The organism is Ruminiclostridium papyrosolvens C7 (assembly GCF_000421965.1).
In the GTDB taxonomy this organism is placed as follows: domain Bacteria; phylum Bacillota; class Clostridia; order Acetivibrionales; family DSM-1351; genus Ruminiclostridium; species Ruminiclostridium papyrosolvens_A.
Map to the genome: position 1 here is coordinate 14,701 of NZ_ATAY01000094.1, position 17,397 is coordinate 32,097.

Sequence of the window (17,397 nt, forward strand, 5' to 3'; positions counted from 1 at the left end):
GAAAAAAGCACCCGCCCCCACTGTAAATAAAGTCATTTCAGATTTTTATAGTTACAAAAGCAATAATAATAAACAAAATAAAAGTGAAGATACTTGAAGCTGCTATATGCTCCCACTAAGGCAGTTTTGCAGGGAGAGCCTGTAAATATTATATGGCTCACATTTGCGTGTAACCCTTTATTTTACTGGGTTATTTGGACTTTAGTGGATTCTCATATTGACAGGTATTGCGTTATTGCTTATCTGTAGTTTTTTGCGTAAAACAACGTATTTGACGGCCTCCAAGGACACACAGCGACAGTTTTAAAAAAATCGCCCCTTACTCATAAGTGGCAGACCGCATAGCCTTTGGTATAAGCTGTTTTTACATGCTGCATAGTATAAAGTTACTGCGACAAATAAAAATATTGGTATAGAACGTTTTAAAAATTTGCGTTACTATGGTTTCGCTTTATTAGCTTTATGTCTACTGGTTGCAAAACAAAAAGAAAGACGGTCATCATATAGACGACCGCCATAATTATGCTCATATTAAGAAATCTTGAAAACCTTATTGTAAATCATTAAAAAGTGTAAATATATCACTCTTCAATATCACTGCTATTTCTGCTTCCTCCGACGTATCTCCCCATCTAAAAATCATATCATTTTCTTGACAAAGGTGAATCGAAAGTCCAAAATAGTCTATTTCATCCTTATACCTTCTACTTCTATATTGATTAAATGCTAGTCTAAAGATATCCGTTATTGCTTTCTCAGATAAAAAATCATCTTTCCTACTTGCAATAATTGTATACCTTTTAGGATTGCTAGATACTACATCCAATACCACTGAAAGGTTTTCAAGCCTAAAGTTAGCAATACTTGAAAAAAACATTTTCCCATCTACTTCAACTTCTATTTCGGGTCCTTTAATTAATGTATCAAGTTGCCATTTGGTCTCAAGTAACTTCCACACTTTTTTATGTCTTTCAATTCGAGAGTTTTTATCTTTAACTTCCACATTTACAAACAGATATAGTTTATGGTCTTTTAAAAAATTCTGATTTGTAAATACCTTTTGGATTTCGCTGCTACATAAATCTTTAAAAGCAGTTCTATCGCTTGAACCAAATAACTCTGAGCCATTTATACTAAACACGCTCAAGCTTGGAACCCTTCCTACCCTTTCGCACGCCTCATCTTTATTAAACCATTGAAAGTAAGAGAACGCATCTTTTTCGATTTCATTCCAAATCTTCATTGTTATCACTCCATTTATTTGTTGTAGTCATAGTGATTACCATCCGGATCATTAAAATGAGGTCCTCTATTTTGTGATGGGTCATCTGGGAACTCATGTCCACCTGAGTGGTCTCTTATTACCTTTCCATCCCCAAAATCATAATCTTTTCCAGGTATTCTATTTCCCCTTTTGTCAACTGCTGGAGTTACCTTTTTAGGTTGTTCAGTAACCGGAATATCACTATTTCTCTTAGCTTCCCTAAAAGCACCATTTCTTCCTGCCCCTTCTGGACTAAGATTAGGAGGTTTACTCCCCCCCTCACCAACCGCACTCAACCCACGATTAACCTCCGGTATTTTATTTTCAGCAATCCTGCTAAACATTTTATTGAATATATTTGTTGATCCGGTTTCTTCATAGATAATCCTGTTTGTTAAGCCATTTGTCTTTGAAATTAGACCTTTTGCGCTCTCGGCAAATTTTGATGCAGCCGTACCAGCCTCACTTTCACTTCCCCCAACAAAGAATGATCCTATAAATACTGCTGCATGTGTGCCAAACTCTGCTCTTGTATGCGCGTTTCCATTTATTATATTTGTATCAACATAATTTGTTACTTTACTAGCCACCGAATTCCAGACCGCTTTTGGATCTGCCAGTATCTTTTTATAATTATCTCCAATCTGTTTTATAGTTTCCTTAGGATGAGTTATAACCTTAGCTACATCTATTACTTTACCTACAATATCTACCGAATCAGTTATTGTTTTAGCTTCATCATATAGCGCTTCGCCTATGCCAGTTAAAACAGGTACTTTTTCATCCAAATAATTATAGACTGCTTTTGCTTTCTTTTTTACCGGTTTAACTATGTTTTTGTTAACCCACCGTCCTGCAGATGTATCATTTAAAAACCAATCTCTGGCTGAATCCATCCAGCTATGTCCTGTTGGGTCATAATATATAAGAGGATTATTCGCACAATACACATACAAATTCAAACTAAGCGGGTCATTCCTATCGCCAGTATAAGTATCCTCCTGCAAGAACCGTGCAGTCTTCGGGTCATACATCCTCGCATTCAGGTAATAAAGCCCTGTTTCCTTGTCATACTGATACCCTGCAAAGGTTATAGAATTGCTTGCTGCTCCTGTGGTGTCAGTGATGTTTCCGAAGGCATCATAATAATATGTTGCTGCTATTGTTCCGTCTGGTTTCAGCAGTGCTGTTACATCGGCATGTCCGTTGTACATGTAATAGTAGGTGGTTCCGTCGACTGAGCGCATTAACAGGTTTGTGCCGTATACGTTTCTGCCTGTCTGGTTGCCTGAGCCGTCCAGTTCCAGCACTACCTTGTCGTATTCGTAGAGATATCTTGTTATTGCTCCGTTTACTGCTTTCTCTACTCTATAGCCGTCACCATTGTAGGTGTTTTGTACTGTTATTCCACCTGTGGTAGTTGATATCAGCTGGCTTCTGGCATCGTAGGTGTTTGATACAGTTACTGTGCCGTTTACTTCTGTGGTAAGCTGGTTGCCGTTGTTGTCGTAAGTGTATACGGTTGTGGCTGTTGTTGTGCCGTTTAACGTTGTTACTATCTGTGTCAGATGGTCTTGCTCGTTGTAGGTGTAGGTGTTTACTGTTGCGTTACCGCCAACCGTTATTGTTTCGGTTGCTCTGTTTCCTGCTGCATCGTAGGTGTACGTGGTTTTTCTGTTGTTCGGCTCTGTTACTGTTTCAAGTCTGTTCAGCGTATCGTAGGTATAATTTGTTGTACCATTTGAGTCTGTTTTAGAGGCTTGGTTATGAGCCGCATCATACGTATAGCTGTAGGTGTCTATTATGCTGCCATCAGCTTTTTTATTTGTCAAGGTTCTTAACAGTCCATCTGCGTAATAGGTGTAATCTTCTCTTGATCCGTCGTTATATATTACGCTTTGTCTTGCCCCGTTATCAAGATAGTTATAGGTTGTTGTCTTTCCATCGGCTGTTACTGTTTTGAGTCTTCCTGCCATGTCATAGGTTTTCTGTGTCAGGTTGCCCTTGGGGTCTGTTGAAGTTTCGGCCTGACAGCCTTCTTCCATACCTGTTATTTTATCATACTCGAAGGTTGTTATTCCAATGTTTGGTACATTTTTTGTAAGCACTCTGTTCTGCTCATCGTAGGTTCTTGTTGTGGTTCCTGTGCTGTCGGTCATTGTGAGCTGGTTACCGTTGCCATCGTAGGTATAGGAAATTGATATATTTCCTGTGGTCTGGCTCAGCAGCCTTCCGTGTATATCGTAGGTGTATGTGGTTGTAATGCCGTTCCTGTCTGTCTTTGTGGCAAGGTTTCCGTCTGCATTGTAGGTGTAGGCTTCTGTTTTTGCAGGAACATCGTCATATTTGCCTGCTGTTAACGTTCTTCCGCCTTGGTCTATACGCTTAGCTACCTTGTTTGCCGCATTGTATTCATATGTCGTTATGTTTCCCCTTCCGTCTGTCTGTGTGAGCAGGTTTCCATTCAGATCATAGGTATAGCTTGTTGTTTCGTTCTTGGAATTTGTAACTGTTTTAAGCCTATTGAATTCATCGTATGTATAGGTTGTATAGTGCGTTTTATCATCAGCAGGTGATATATTTCCCCTTGCGTCTGTTTTGGTTTGTATATTTCCGGCATTGTCATAGGTCTGGCTTGTGGTGTGGTTTTCCGGATCAGTCGTTGACAGCAGCCTGTTGTTTTTATCGTAAGTGTATTGTGTCACATTGTTAAGGGCATCATAGGATTTTTCCTGTACATTGCTGTGGTTGTATTCTAGCTTCTGTATGCTTTTGCCGTACGCATCCTTTTTCTCTATGTGTCTATTTAAGCTGTCATATACATTCTGAGAGGTATTGCCCCTCCAATCGGTTACTGTTGTCTGGTTTCCGTTGGCATCATAACCATAAGCAGTTTCGTGCATTACCCCTGATACGGTTTGCTTTGATGTTGATATTTTGTTTAATACATTGTAGATATTTTCCGTTGTATTTTGATTCCCGTCTGTTACATATCTTGCATTTCCGTTTTTGTCATAGCGTGTTGAGGTAGTTATTGCCTGCTTCCCGTCCTCTGCCTGCTGTTTCTGTGACAGTACATCCCCTTGGTTGTTGTAAGTGTAGGTGTTTACCGCACCTCTTGAGTCCTTCTGTATTTTCAGTCTGCCCATTGCATCATATTGGCTGATTATTGTACTTTCAGGGATTGTTATATCTCCCGGGGCTGTTGTTTTTCTTAGCTTGCCCAATGCATTGTATTCATAGGTCGTGGTATTTCCGTTTCCATACTTCTTTGTCAGCAGATTTCCGACATAGTCATATGTATTTATTTGTATTGTCTGCTCTGCACTGCCTGATGTTTTCTGTACTGTAAGCTTTGTTACATTTCCCGCATCATCGTAGTTATAATTTTTTATTACTCCATTGGCATATGTTTCAGAGGTTTTTCTTCCTAATGCATCGTAGGAATATTTTGTAGTGTAGCTGAGTCCTCTGTCTTTTGATACGGCATCTTTTACTGTTATCGGCTTGTCTGCGAGATTGTAGGTGTACTCCGTCCCATAGCCTGTAGAGATTTGTGTATCTATGCTTGTTATATCTGTTGCCGACTCTAGTCCTAGCCCGTCCAGTTCCTTTGTAACATTTCCATTGTTATCGTACTGGTAGGCTTTCTGTACTATGCTTACCTGTTGTGTTACCCATTCATGCGTTACTGGATCTACCTTCTTTTCCTCGCCCACGTAGGTTTTGGTTTTTACCCTGCCCATGAGGTCATAGGTGTATTCAACCCTGTTCATCTGAGAAAGAGTTTTTGCAGGGTCGTAGTCTTTAGGAGCTACCTCGGCTATTTTTCTTCCGACTCTGTCGTAATAAAAAGCTGTGGTATTTGTCTCAGCATCTGTTGTTGTTTCCAGCAATCCCCTTTGATTATAGTGGTATTCCGTAATATTGCCATTTGCATCCGTTGTTTTTACAACATTTCCCTGACAGTCATATTCGGTGGATGATGCTATTGTTACTGCCTGTTCATTTTCATCAATGCCTGGCTGACTTACTCCTGTCTGTCTGTTCAGGTTATCGTAGTTGCAAGTGGTTGTTACATCGTCAGGTGTTGTTACCGTTTCAAGGTTTCCATTTTTATCGTAGGTGTAAACAGTTCTTAATATTGTATCCTCAGTGCTGTTAAAGTCATTTCCTGCTAGATCTCCAGCTTTTACATGAACTTTTTTCTCAGATACTTTTCCTAAATAGTTATTTATGAATTCAGTAACATTTTTATCTGTTGTACTTGTGTAAACCGTTTCCTTACTTACATTTCCGTCTGCATCGTATTCGTATTCTGTTTTTCTACCTTCGTTGTCGGTAATGCTCTTTACTTTGCCATTATTATAGTAGTCGTAGGTTTTTGTAATTAGCTGCAAGGCTGCTGCGTAAAGTGTAACTGTATCTTTTCCTGCTATTTCATTTTTCTTTCTACCTGCTTTGTCATAAACAATTTTATTGTATGAATATCTGACAGCCCCGCTTACAGTTTCAAACGGTGTCCACTGCTCGGTAAGCCTGTTAAGGCTGTCATACTTATAGTAGGTAGTGTTCCCTTTTTCATCAGTTGTGCTGTTTACTGTTCCGTTTTTATTGTAGCTTGTCGAAGCGGTTGTGTTGTCAGCGTTTTTTTGTGATATCAGCCTATCTGCATAATCATAGGTATATTCTGTGATAGCAACATCCTTCGAATTCAGATATTGCTTCTGTGTTTTCTTGGTTTTGCCGTCTGTCAATATATCATAGGAGTATTCCTCAAGCAGAACCTTTTCTGATGCTTGATTATCCTGAAAATATTTCTTAACAGGCCTGTCCATGCAATCATATTCATAGGAATATACTGCACCGTTAGGGTTAGTCTGGGTTGCAAGGTTTCCGTAAATATCATAGGTATAGCTTGTTGTGTTATTTGCAGCATCGGTTTTTGTTTTAACCTTTCCGCTTGCATAGTAAGTATATCTATTACCTGCATCACCGTTATATTCGTTGTCTGAAATATTGTCATTTGCCGAATTGTACAGCTTCGGTGATACCTCTTTTGTTTTGCGGTTTTCGGAATCATATGTTATTCTGGTAACCTTGTTGCCGTCCTGTATCTGTTTTTCCAGATTTCCGTTTTTATCATATACATAACTTGTTATATTGCCCTTTGCAGTTGTTTTCTTTATTACCTGACCTGCCGGATTGTATTCAAAGGTAGTAATATTATTTTCGGCATCCTTAACCGTCTTAATATTTCCATATGCATCATAGGTGTAAACGGTTGTATTTCCCTCCGGGTCTGTCTCGGCTTCAAGCAAGCCCTTTATCTGGCATTCCGCATCTGTATAGTAATGGTATCTTGTTATTGCAAAATTGCTATCGGCATCCTTGCTCTCATCATAAATATCAGTACCATTTAAAGGCTGAACCTTTTTTACAATATTTCCCTCTGAATCATAAATGTAGAAGGTGTATTTTCCTGATTCATCCTTTTCACTTGTCAGGTTGTTATTGCTGTCATATGTCATTGCCTTTGTAGTTTGATCTGGATTTGTTATTTTCGTAATATTACCTTTTCCGTCCCTGTCATACTTTGTTGTATTACCGTTTCTATCCCTTACCGAGCTTTCCTCGGCATATTTGTTAATTCCCGATTCCTTGCTGTATTCATATACTGACGTTTTTCCTTCAGCATCTGTTGACCCTGTTATACTGTAGAAGATGTCATATTCCTGCCTTGAAGTTCTGCCTTTGCTGTCTGTAATCGTTGTCCTGCGGTTTATGTTATCATACGAATATGTAAGCACATTTCCGTTCACATCAGTTATGTTATTAACCTTGTCCTTGTTTTCACCGGAATGGTTGTATGTAACAGCTTCAATCAGCTTATTGCCGCTATCCCTGACTTCTGTTACAAAGCCGTCAGAATCATAGTAGTAGAAGGTCGGATTCCCCATTGGATCAGTCACCTTTGTTAATCGGCTGCTTGTGTAGTCATATGCAACCGTTCTGTTAGAAGCTTCATCTATTATTTTTTTGATAAGTCCGTTTTCATATGTAACGGTATAATGTCTTCCTACCTGGTCAGTCACCCCTTGGACTCTGCCATTGGAATCGACATTTAGTGTAACAGCATTCCCGTTTTTGTCCTGCATTTTTACAAGGTAGCCGCTTGAATTAAATAAATATTTCGACTGGTCTTTAGCCGTAAGGATAAACGTGCCGTCAGCCTGCTTTTTCAGCGTGTATCTTGAATTATTTGCAGTAAACGAGCCATCTGTATTTACACTAAAGGAAAGCATTTTCCCATCCGGCAGTGTTACTGCTTTTATATTTGAATTTATAGCTGTTTTAGTAGTACCGTCCAAAAAGTCGACATAGGTATATTCTTCGTCCTTTACACTGCCCTCGTAGCTAAAGGTCCAACCCTTGCCCAAAGAGGATGCTTTGTCATTTTGAGAATTATATGTTCTGGAAAATGCGATATCAAAGCCTGGCGATACCACCGTCAGGTCGGTGTAGGTTCTTGAGTAGTTACCAGTTGCGGAATTTATGCCGCTTTGACCAAAGTAGAATTTATGGTTCATTTCAGAGCCAAGCCAAGGGTAATATGCTATGCCATCGCCTACTGTGTCGCCTTCGCCTTCTCCATACCATTTAGGATAGACAGACGGTCCGTAGTATGAACCCCAGTAGTTGAATCTGGCGTCGATGGGCATTGTTGAGTATTTTTCGTTATAAATGCCGTAGCTGTTTCCATTGAAGGTGTTGTATAGTAGGATTGGGGCGGTGGTTGTTTTGAAGTAGATGCCGTAGCCGTAGGAATTGGTGATTTCTGAGTTTGTGAGAGTCAGTTTACCCTCCACATTTAATGTACCAAAAGCTGTATTATGTTCTATCTCTCCATTGCCATATCTTATCTTTATGTTATCTCCAATGAATTCACCTGTACTTTTTACTTTTATTCCATCCCACCGTTCATTTGTTTTAGATACCCCATGTCCTCCATATTTTGGGTCTTCAAGTGAAGTAAAAACAATAGGCTTTTCCGCTGTTCCCTGTGCAATCAATTTCCCTTCTACGTCTATATAGTTATTTTTAGAACCTAGTATTATGGTACCAGGTTGTATAGTTAACATATCTCCATTTTTAACTAGTATGTTATCACACAAGTAATATGTGCCATTATTTAAAGTATGATATCGAGATGATGTCCATCCGCCTATTCCTATTCCGTTATATTCAACATTTCCAGTATATGTGTTGTTTTGTATCCTATTGACTATACTAATTACGTCTACGCTTACACCAATATCTATATATATAGGGCAACACCTGTTATTTGTTATACTATTTTTCTCAATGCTCAAGATACTCATATCTACTAAATTAATATTATTTTGGTAAATGCGTATGCCATATTTATTTTCACTTACATTATTGTTTTCAATAATTACATTCCCTTCTCCGTATAATCTAAGACTTATACCTGCATTCGAATTCTGGAAAATAGTATTGTTTTCAACAGTTGCATTTTCTGCTTCGTGTAGTCCAAGTTCTAAGCCAAACGAATTTTGGGAAATAGCATTGTCCCTTATAGTTATATTACCTTTTGCGTTTGTGTCGTTCCATACGGATATGCCACCACTAGTTTTGAAAATAGTATTACTTTCAATTGCCATATTCTTTGTCCCATTTTGATCTATCCGTATGCCCAACCCCAAATTTAGAGAGATAGTATTGTTCTTGAGTGTCATTACACCACTGGTATCCCCATATATACCACTTTCATTTGTTCCATAAATAACGGTATTTTTAATTGTTGTATCATTTGTAGTATCAATATATACCCCATGTGAGAATGAATTACTCACTTCAGAATTTATAAGTGTCAGCTTACCATACGTACATATTGTACCTTTGCCACATCCATATCTCACTTTCACATTATCGCCAACAAATTCTCCTGTACGCGATACAGATATACCGACCCAATAGTCTTTATTTGAAGATTCCGAGGTGGTTACTCCAGTACCCCCGTAAGCAGAATCCTTATAAGTAGTAAATACTATAGCACTACCCGTCGTACCTAAAGCAATTAGCTTTCCCTGTACATTTATCATAGAAGTATGAGTGCTCTTTACTATTACCCCAGGCTCAACTGTTAACGTTGCTCCATCTATTATATCTATGTTCTTCGACATATAATAAGTGCCACTGGTTAAAGTAAAATTTTCTTTTAAGCTTCCACCTATCACAACTTGGTTATACTCAGGATTTTTAGGATACGTATTGTTATTTATTCCAGAAAAAACTGATGACTTCACCCCTCCAATATCAACATATATCGGACTTCCATTTTTACTTATTATGCTGTTATTCTGAATACTTAAATTACCTGTTCCAAAATGCCCAATCCATATACCTCTAGAGTTTACATCTATAGTATTATTTTTTATTGTTATATTCTCTGCTCCGTTTAGACCGATACTTATACCATCCGAATCAGACGTAATAATATTATTTTCAAGTGTCACTGTGCCGTTCTCTGTTGTAGAAGTATTCCATATATATATACCTGGCCATCCCGAACAATCTATCTTGGTATTTTTTATTATTATATCATTGGAAGTTTTTAAGTAAACTCCAATGTAATTTGAATTACTAACTTCTGAGTTTACAAGTGATAATTTACCTAATATGCTCAATGTACTATGATTATTTTCCCATTCTCCACCATACCTTATTTTTACATGTTCCCCGATAAACTCACCTGTAGAAACTACATTTATACCTCCCCAATAATCTGTTTCTGAGCCTGTTACCCCACTTCCACCATACTCAGCATCCTTCACCGTAGTAAACACAATATCACTTCCAGTAGTACCAAGCGCAATCAGCTTTCCCTGAACATCTATACCATAATTATTGCTTGTACTTTTTACAATTACCCCAGGCTCAACTGTCAGTGTCACTCCGCTCGGTATTGTAATGCTACTTTTCAAAATGTATGGACTGTTAGCCAATGTCCAAGTTGTGTTTTCGCTGATTACTCCCTGTTCACATGTAGTTACGGTAACCGGCTTACTATACAAAGATACATTACCCTCTGTATTTATTGCTTTTACAGTATAGGAGTATGTTGTTTTTGACTTTAATTCACTATCAGAGTATTTGTTTATCCCTGGTGCCCCTACTTTGACATTATCCCGATATACTTCATAGCCTGTCGCCCCATTAACAGCTTCCCATGCCAGATCAACTGAAATACTTGACGGAGTAGCAACAAGGTTAACAGGAGCAGCAAGCAGCGTATACGTTGATATTTCATTACTCCACTCACTTGTAATCACAGAACTTTTCGGAAAAGTATAGCTGGGATCTAACATATACTTATTGAACAAAGCAAAATCAAGGGCATTTATTTCATTATCGCCGTTAAGATCAGCAGCCCACATGTCGTCTTCCACAGGGAAATCATAACTGGAATCCATCATACGCTTCTTGAACAAAGCAAAATCAAGGGCATCTACTATACCATCACCGTTAACATCCCCTACCAAGCCATTTCCACATGGTTTAACGGCCCTCACCTTAACAGTATGCAAACTGTTAGGTACCAGACTGCTATATGCATAACTTGATGCGGTAACATTAGTAATATTTCCATCAAGTGAGACATCATAGCTCTGGGCATCTGCTACGGCATCCCAGCTTACCGTCAACGTTGTGTCAGTTGAAGTCAAATTTATATTTGCAGGGATTAAAATAGCTGCCGGAGTTGTTGTCGCTACTATACTCACCGTAATAAAATTACTGAATCCAGACATATTCCCGGCTTCGTTGAACGCCTTTATTCTATATACATAAGTTGTTCCAACCTCCAACCCGATATCGGAGTATGTATTGCTCTCCGATGTCCCAACTTTTATATCATCCCTGTATATCTCATATCCTGAGGCTCCTGAAACAGAACCCCATGCCAAATTAACAGAAGTACCTGATATATCAGACGTAATATTGGATGGAGCAGCAAGCAGAGTGTATTTTATTATTTCGGTACTCCATTCGCTATTTTCTGTTGAAGCAACGGCCCTTACTTTAATAGTATGCAGACTGTTCGGTACCAGATTGCCATATGTATAGCTTGCTTCGGTGACATTTGTAACAGTTCCATCCATTGATACATCGTAGCTCTGGGCATCTGCCACGGCATCCCAGCTCACTTTTAATGTTGTATCAGTAGATGATACACTTATATTAGTAGGAATTGAAATAGAAGCTGGAGTTGCAGCTTCTACAGCATTTTCTGACATTGGAGCTGTTGCCACTGCTGCCGGTGTTTTATCTGTTCCTTCGAGATTCACATTCAGAGGAAACGAAATTGAAGAGCCTGTTGTCTGGTTATTAGCAAGTCCCCTTGAAAGCATGTTTTGAGAAATAGATTTGCTATTTGCCTTACTAGCAGCATTTAGAACAGTTAAATTACCTAAATTATCAATAGTTCCAGACTGACTACCGGATGCTGTTAAACCAGACTTTAAAAATTTGAATTGGCTTTTTTTTGATACTGTCTTGGTCGTTCTGTCCGTATCAGCTACCACAGCATTTGGTGTGTTGCTGGTATGTAGGCTTTTAATATCAGAATTTTTAAATTTCGAAGTTGAAACCTCTGTCTGCTTATCTCCAGAAGTTATTACCGCTGCTGTTTTTTCATGTGTCAAAGCAGCTGCCTTTTGAGTTTTTGCCTGCTGCTGTGGCAATATAGGTGCTGTTACGCTATATGTCGGCTGCTTTACCGTGCCAGCAAGCACCTTCTGCATTCCCAGAGGAGACAAATCTGCTATGCTAAACCCCTGAGTTGCTATTAATACTGCCAATAAACCTGCTATCCACTTTTTCCCTGTACCCATGCTATCTTCTCCTAAATTATAACTTTAAAGGTATATATATTTATATTTTGTAAAATATTAACTCATTGCTAAATTTTATGTCGAATGTGATATTTTGTCAATAAAAAGCTTTTTAGTTATATTTGTAATGCTTTCGCCCTAAGGTAAAGCCTGAATATTCTTTTTACAAGCTCTGCCTCCCCTGGTACTATGATCAGCTCTCGGACTTCATTTTTGGCGTATCCCAGGAATTTATTGCGATTAACCTGTACCTTACCCTGCTGAAGAGGTGTACGATACCCCATCTGGTGTTGGTGCTTAATGATCGGCTTTCCTCCTGTCATAAGAGGCTCATTGCAAAGAATCTCGCGGAATAAACGCAAATGAAGATCTTAAAAATAAAAAACCGTCAACCAGAAGATATTCTCTCTCAATTGACGGCGTAATCAAATATTATTGTATTCTATTTCTAAATACCCCTATTCCCATCTCACCTCACTCCCATCCAGCAACCCCACACTCACCCCATCCTCATAAACTACTACCTTCTCAACCAATTTAAAGAACAAATCAGCCTCAAACCTCTCAATTGGCTTTGCACCTTTAACAAAACCTATAAACTTCTTGGCAGTAACCCTCTTTAATATATTCTCGCTGTTAAATTGACTCTCCCACTTTGTCATATAGTAATCTATATTTTTGCCAATCTCATTAAACTCAAAAACAAATACCTCATATAAAGAACCTCATCATCAATATGCCTGTTGTCACAGCCCTTTCTTCCTTTAACCGCATACTTATTATTGCACTGCCAAACGGTTCTTTTTAATCTTTCATCATTAGAGTTCCATATCTTCCTTCCATAGACTCCTCCACAGCAGCCGCAGATAATTCTGTCCATAAATGTGTTATCATTCGTAATATAGTCCATCTTTTGAATATTGTACTTCTCCATAAAGGCTTTTCTTCTCTCCCTTTCAAGCTGTACTGCTTTCCACGTGTCTCTATCTATAATTGGTGGGTGGCTCTCCTCAACATAATACTGTGCCACTTCCCCTTTATTCTCTATATGGAAGCTAATTCTTTGTGTTAATGCTTCCATTTAGTACAATACCCGATTTAAATTCTATTTGTATTTCTTTTTCTGATATAACCAATATTTTCTCTATAAGTTTTCTACAATATAAATCATTGTATTCTGTAAGCTCTTGTTTTGATGTTTCAAATATCTCTTCCATTTCTTTTAACCTTTGCTTCTTATTATCCCATTCTAGATCCTTTAAATTATAAACTTCCTTCTCCTTCTGGATTGGGTCTGTTAACTCTTTTTCTTTTGTAAGAGTGTCCTCCATTTCTTTTATGAACTGCTCTTTTTTTCTGATTAGTGTTTTGAATACTATGTCAATTGCTTCAAAGAGGTCTTTTTCATAAATTGTTGGTGCTTGACATGCTTTCGGTCCATTGTGCTGTCGATTACCACACCGCCAAACTATTATCCTTTCTTTCTTAATAGTCCAATGACACCTGTGATACGTTTTCCCACATTGGCTGCATTTTATTTTACCACTTAAAGCATACTCGGATTTATAGACTCCCTGATCTTTCTTTTTTAGTCCCATAGTACTTCTTCTATTCAGCTTTTCTTGCTGCACTTTTATGTATACTTCTTTTGTGATAATAGGCTCATGATTATTTTCTACATAATACTGTCGTTCCTGTCCCGTATTTTTTATTCGTTTCTTTGTTAAGAAGTCTAACGTAATTGTTTTTTGGAGGAGTGCATTCCCAATATATTTTTCGTTGCCAAGTATCTTTATTATGGTTGAAGGGTACCATTTGGAACAGCCAGCAGGAGTTAAGATATTGTCAGCAGTCAAACCGTCAGCTATCTTTTTTGATCCTTTACCCTCGAGATACTCTGTGAATATTCTTTCTACTATCTTTGCCTCCTCTGGTATTACTACCAACTCTCCAAATCTGTTTTTCGTATATCCGAGGAAACGGTTATGGTTTACTTTTATTATCCCCTGCTGAAAACGGTGAATTATACCCCATTTTGTATTTAAACTTAAAGTCCTCGATTCCTCCTGTGCAATTCCCCCGAGTAATGTTATTATGAATTCGCCTTTTGAATCCTTGGTGTCCAAGTTCTCTTTTTCAAAGTATACTGATACTCCCTTTTCTTTCAATAGCCTGATATACTTGATGCATTCAAGTGTATTACGCATAAACCTAGAAATTGATTTTGTTATGATCATGTCTATTTTGCCATCCATACAGTTTTTGATCATTCTATTGAATTCCGGTCTATTTTTTGCATTTGTTCCGCTTATTCCTTTTTCTTCATAAACCCCGGCAAATTCCCACTTGTCATTTTCCTTTATATATTCAGTATAATATGATACTTGTGCTTCAATGCTTGTTTGCTGTTCCTCATGTTCCGTACTTACCCTGCAATATGCACCTACTCGTAGCTTCTTCTGTTTCATTGTTATGCCCATGCCAGTAAATAAAGTGGCATGGGCTCAGTACCTCCCCAGATTATTTATATAATTTTCTTAGGCTCTTTTTCTATTACAATTCTGTTTATAAACTGAAATAATAAAGTATTATGTTTTGTAACGGTAATCTGTTTTATCACTCTTCTAAATAATTGTCCATCGAACTCTAGTTGATTCTTCTTTTCGTATGTCATCAGTTCTGTTTGAAGCTTTTCGTTCCAGTAATCAAAATCATCTATAGCTGCAGCTCTCCATACCTCATCAACTCTTTTTTTCAATAGCTCTCGGATTTTTCCTTCCGCCTCCATTGCCTCCGATTGGTTACTTTGTGCTTTCTGGAAGACACGAAGTGTTATTTGTATCTCCTTATCCAGTTGGGTTATCTTTTCGTTTATCACCGGTTTGAAAGAATTCGATATGTCTTTTGTATATGTATATAAATTCTTTTTGAGTTGATTTAATACTTCGATAAATTTTTGTTCTAACTGCTTTTCTTCTAGCGCTATACTCATGCAATAAACCTTCCCGCCTTTTACATAGCTCGTGCACCTCCATAAGTGTCGTATACTTGTTTTGCTTTTACTGGTTTGTCTTTTAAATATACCCCTACACACCTCACATATAACTTTGCCACTGAATGGATACTGTGCTCTTTGCTTTTCACAATTTGCTAAACTATACTTTTTATATCTAATATTTTTTCCTGTTATTATTTGGTTTGCTTTTTCAAGGGTTTCTTTTGAGATTATTGCAGGAAAAGTTTCATCACCAATATATTTTGCATTACTCAAAATACCGAATAATGAACCTTTTGTCCACTTTGTTTTGTTTTCGGAAGCTTTAACGGCTTCTTGGTTCAGCCATGATAGGATTCCACCTTCATTTACTCCTTCGCACGCCATTTCAAATATCTTTTTAATATATACGCCTTTTTCTTCATCAATAACTGGTAGTCCATTGTTACCTAAAATATATCCATATGGCAGGTGCCTATTGTTTATCGTCCCAACGCCTATAACCCAGTCTAGCTCCATACCGTTTTTAAGTCTGAAGCATAAGTTATTTCTTGATTTAACAACTATATCTTTAACCATTGCGTTAAAACAAGCTTCATCAAACTCATCTATAAGACTATGGTTTTTGATGAATTCTATACTTTTATCCGTTTCCACAAGTGATATGTCTTTGTTAACCATATCCATTGAAATTGTCTGCTTTCTTGTCTTAAGCTCATTAAGTTTTGTTTTGATTTCATTGATTTTCTGAGTAAATAGAACAGGCTCAAGATGTCCCTTTGCTAGCAACATTTGTAGCATACTTTCTTTTTCTGATAACTCAATTATCTGATTATCTATGCCATATATTTTTGTTCGTTCTGCGGTAGATTGTACAAGTTCTTTTAGATATGTCTTATGGGGCAATAGAAGTGTTCTCCAATTTGAATATAGTTTATTATACATGTCTATAAATGCTAGAATAACTCTATCCTCTCTTACCGCACTCATCTCACAAGATTCTAAATATTCACTGTACTTGCTTTTGCAAATCAATGCTATATACTTATATTGTTTTGTTGACTGGCAAGTCATTCTTATAAAGGTTCTCCCGCAATTTCCGCAAATAACCTTTCCGGTTAACGGATAGCGGTTTGCCATCTTTTTGATTGCTTCCTCATCTATACCTTTTTCTTTTCTCCTTATTTCAAGCAGTTCCTTTACACGTTCAAAATCCTCTCTTGATATGATTGGCTCGTGGTTGTTTTTTATGTAGTATTGAGGCAGTTCACCTTTGTTGCGTTTCCTTTTGAATGTAACACTATCTGCGGTGATTGTTTTTTGAAGTAAAACATCACCACAGTATTTTTCATTGGTTACCATTCTTCCAATTGTTGACGAACGCCATTTCACTCCTGTTATGGTTGTTATATTTTCTTCATTTAAACTCCTTGCAATGCTACCCGTTCCTTTACCACCAAGATATTCTCTAAATACTCTTTTTACAATTTGTGCTTCAGCCTGATTAATAACCAGATCTCCGTTTTCATCCTTGTCATAGCCCATAATTTTAATTGGTGATATTTGAAACTTACCTTGCTTGTATCTTTTCTGGTTGGACCACCTTATATTTGATGAAATTGAAGCTGCCTCTTCTTGCGCTAAGGAGCTGAGGACAGAAAGGATCAATTCGCTCTCCTGCGATACGGTGTTTATATTCTCCTTCTCAAAATATACAGTAACTCCTAAAGATTTTAGCTTTCTTACAGTTTCTATACAATCAGCGGTATTCCGTGCAAACCTTGAGATGGACTTTGTAATCACCATATCTATTCTGCCGTTTTCACAATCATTAATTAGTCTCATGAATTCAGGCCTTATTTCTTTTTTAGTACCACTTATACCTTCGTCTGCGTAAATCCCGGCTAACTCCCATTGGTCGTTGCTTTTAATATATTTTTTGTAATGGCTAACCTGTGCCTCGAATGAATTTTCCTGTTCCTTATGTGTGGAACTGACTCGGCAGTACGCGCAAACTCTAGTTTTTCTGTTACTAGATGCTTCGCTCTCAGTATTACTTTTTTCAATAACAGTAACATTTTTCACTACTAATCCCTCCCCTTCTTCTAAAGTAGTGCTGCTATGTTACCGTACTAATTTTGTGAATTCAAGTATGTCATTTAAGCTTCTTTTAAATTAGATATATTCGCAGTCGCCTCATAATAAAAATCCTCCAATTGAAG

6 protein-coding genes are annotated in these 17,397 nt (G+C 37.7%); all 6 read right to left on the minus strand.

Annotated features, from left to right (window positions below; all coding sequences use genetic code 11):
• Positions 1-550: 550 nt before the first annotated feature.
• The 6 genes from L323_RS38605 to L323_RS40635 all read right to left on the minus strand — a co-directional run bounded on the left by L323_RS38605 (position 551) and on the right by L323_RS40635 (position 17,260).
• The gene (locus tag L323_RS38605) at positions 551-1,243 is read right to left on the minus strand and encodes a hypothetical protein (protein WP_020817029.1); all 693 of its coding nucleotides are present in this window, start codon (positions 1,241-1,243) and stop codon (positions 551-553) included.
• A 14-nt stretch (positions 1,244-1,257) separates the two neighbouring features.
• Entirely contained in the window at positions 1,258-12,180 is a 10,923-nt protein-coding gene (locus L323_RS38610; RefSeq protein ID WP_020817030.1) for a right-handed parallel beta-helix repeat-containing protein, read from the minus strand.
• Between the two features lie 458 nt (positions 12,181-12,638).
• A complete protein-coding gene (locus L323_RS41160) occupies positions 12,639-12,842 on the minus strand; it encodes a hypothetical protein (RefSeq protein WP_020817032.1) in 204 nt (67 codons plus the stop codon).
• Between the two features lie 8 nt (positions 12,843-12,850).
• Positions 12,851-13,261, minus strand: coding sequence for a recombinase zinc beta ribbon domain-containing protein (locus tag L323_RS38620; RefSeq protein WP_020817033.1), 411 nt, complete (start codon positions 13,259-13,261; stop codon positions 12,851-12,853).
• Entirely contained in the window at positions 13,236-14,648 is a 1,413-nt protein-coding gene (locus tag L323_RS38625) for a recombinase family protein (protein ID WP_165582697.1), read from the minus strand. The genes L323_RS38620 and L323_RS38625 overlap by 26 nt, the downstream gene beginning before the upstream one ends.
• Before the next feature lie 56 nt (positions 14,649-14,704).
• Entirely contained in the window at positions 14,705-17,260 is a 2,556-nt protein-coding gene (locus tag L323_RS40635; RefSeq protein WP_020817035.1) for a recombinase family protein, read from the minus strand.
• Between the last annotated feature and the right edge of the window lie 137 nt (positions 17,261-17,397).

Bases quoted from the DNA above. Each gene is read 5' to 3' on its own strand.
- L323_RS38605 (WP_020817029.1), bottom strand. From the start codon at position 1,243: ATGAAGATTTGGAATGAAATCGAAAAAGATGCGTTCTCTTACTTTCAA.
- L323_RS38610 (WP_020817030.1), bottom strand. From the start codon at position 12,180: ATGGGTACAGGGAAAAAGTGGATAGCAGGTTTATTGGCAGTATTAATA.
- L323_RS41160 (WP_020817032.1), bottom strand. From the start codon at position 12,842: ATGACAAAGTGGGAGAGTCAATTTAACAGCGAGAATATATTAAAGAGG.
- L323_RS38620 (WP_020817033.1), bottom strand. From the start codon at position 13,261: ATGGAAGCATTAACACAAAGAATTAGCTTCCATATAGAGAATAAAGGG.
- L323_RS38625 (WP_165582697.1), bottom strand. From the start codon at position 14,648: ATGAAACAGAAGAAGCTACGAGTAGGTGCATATTGCAGGGTAAGTACG.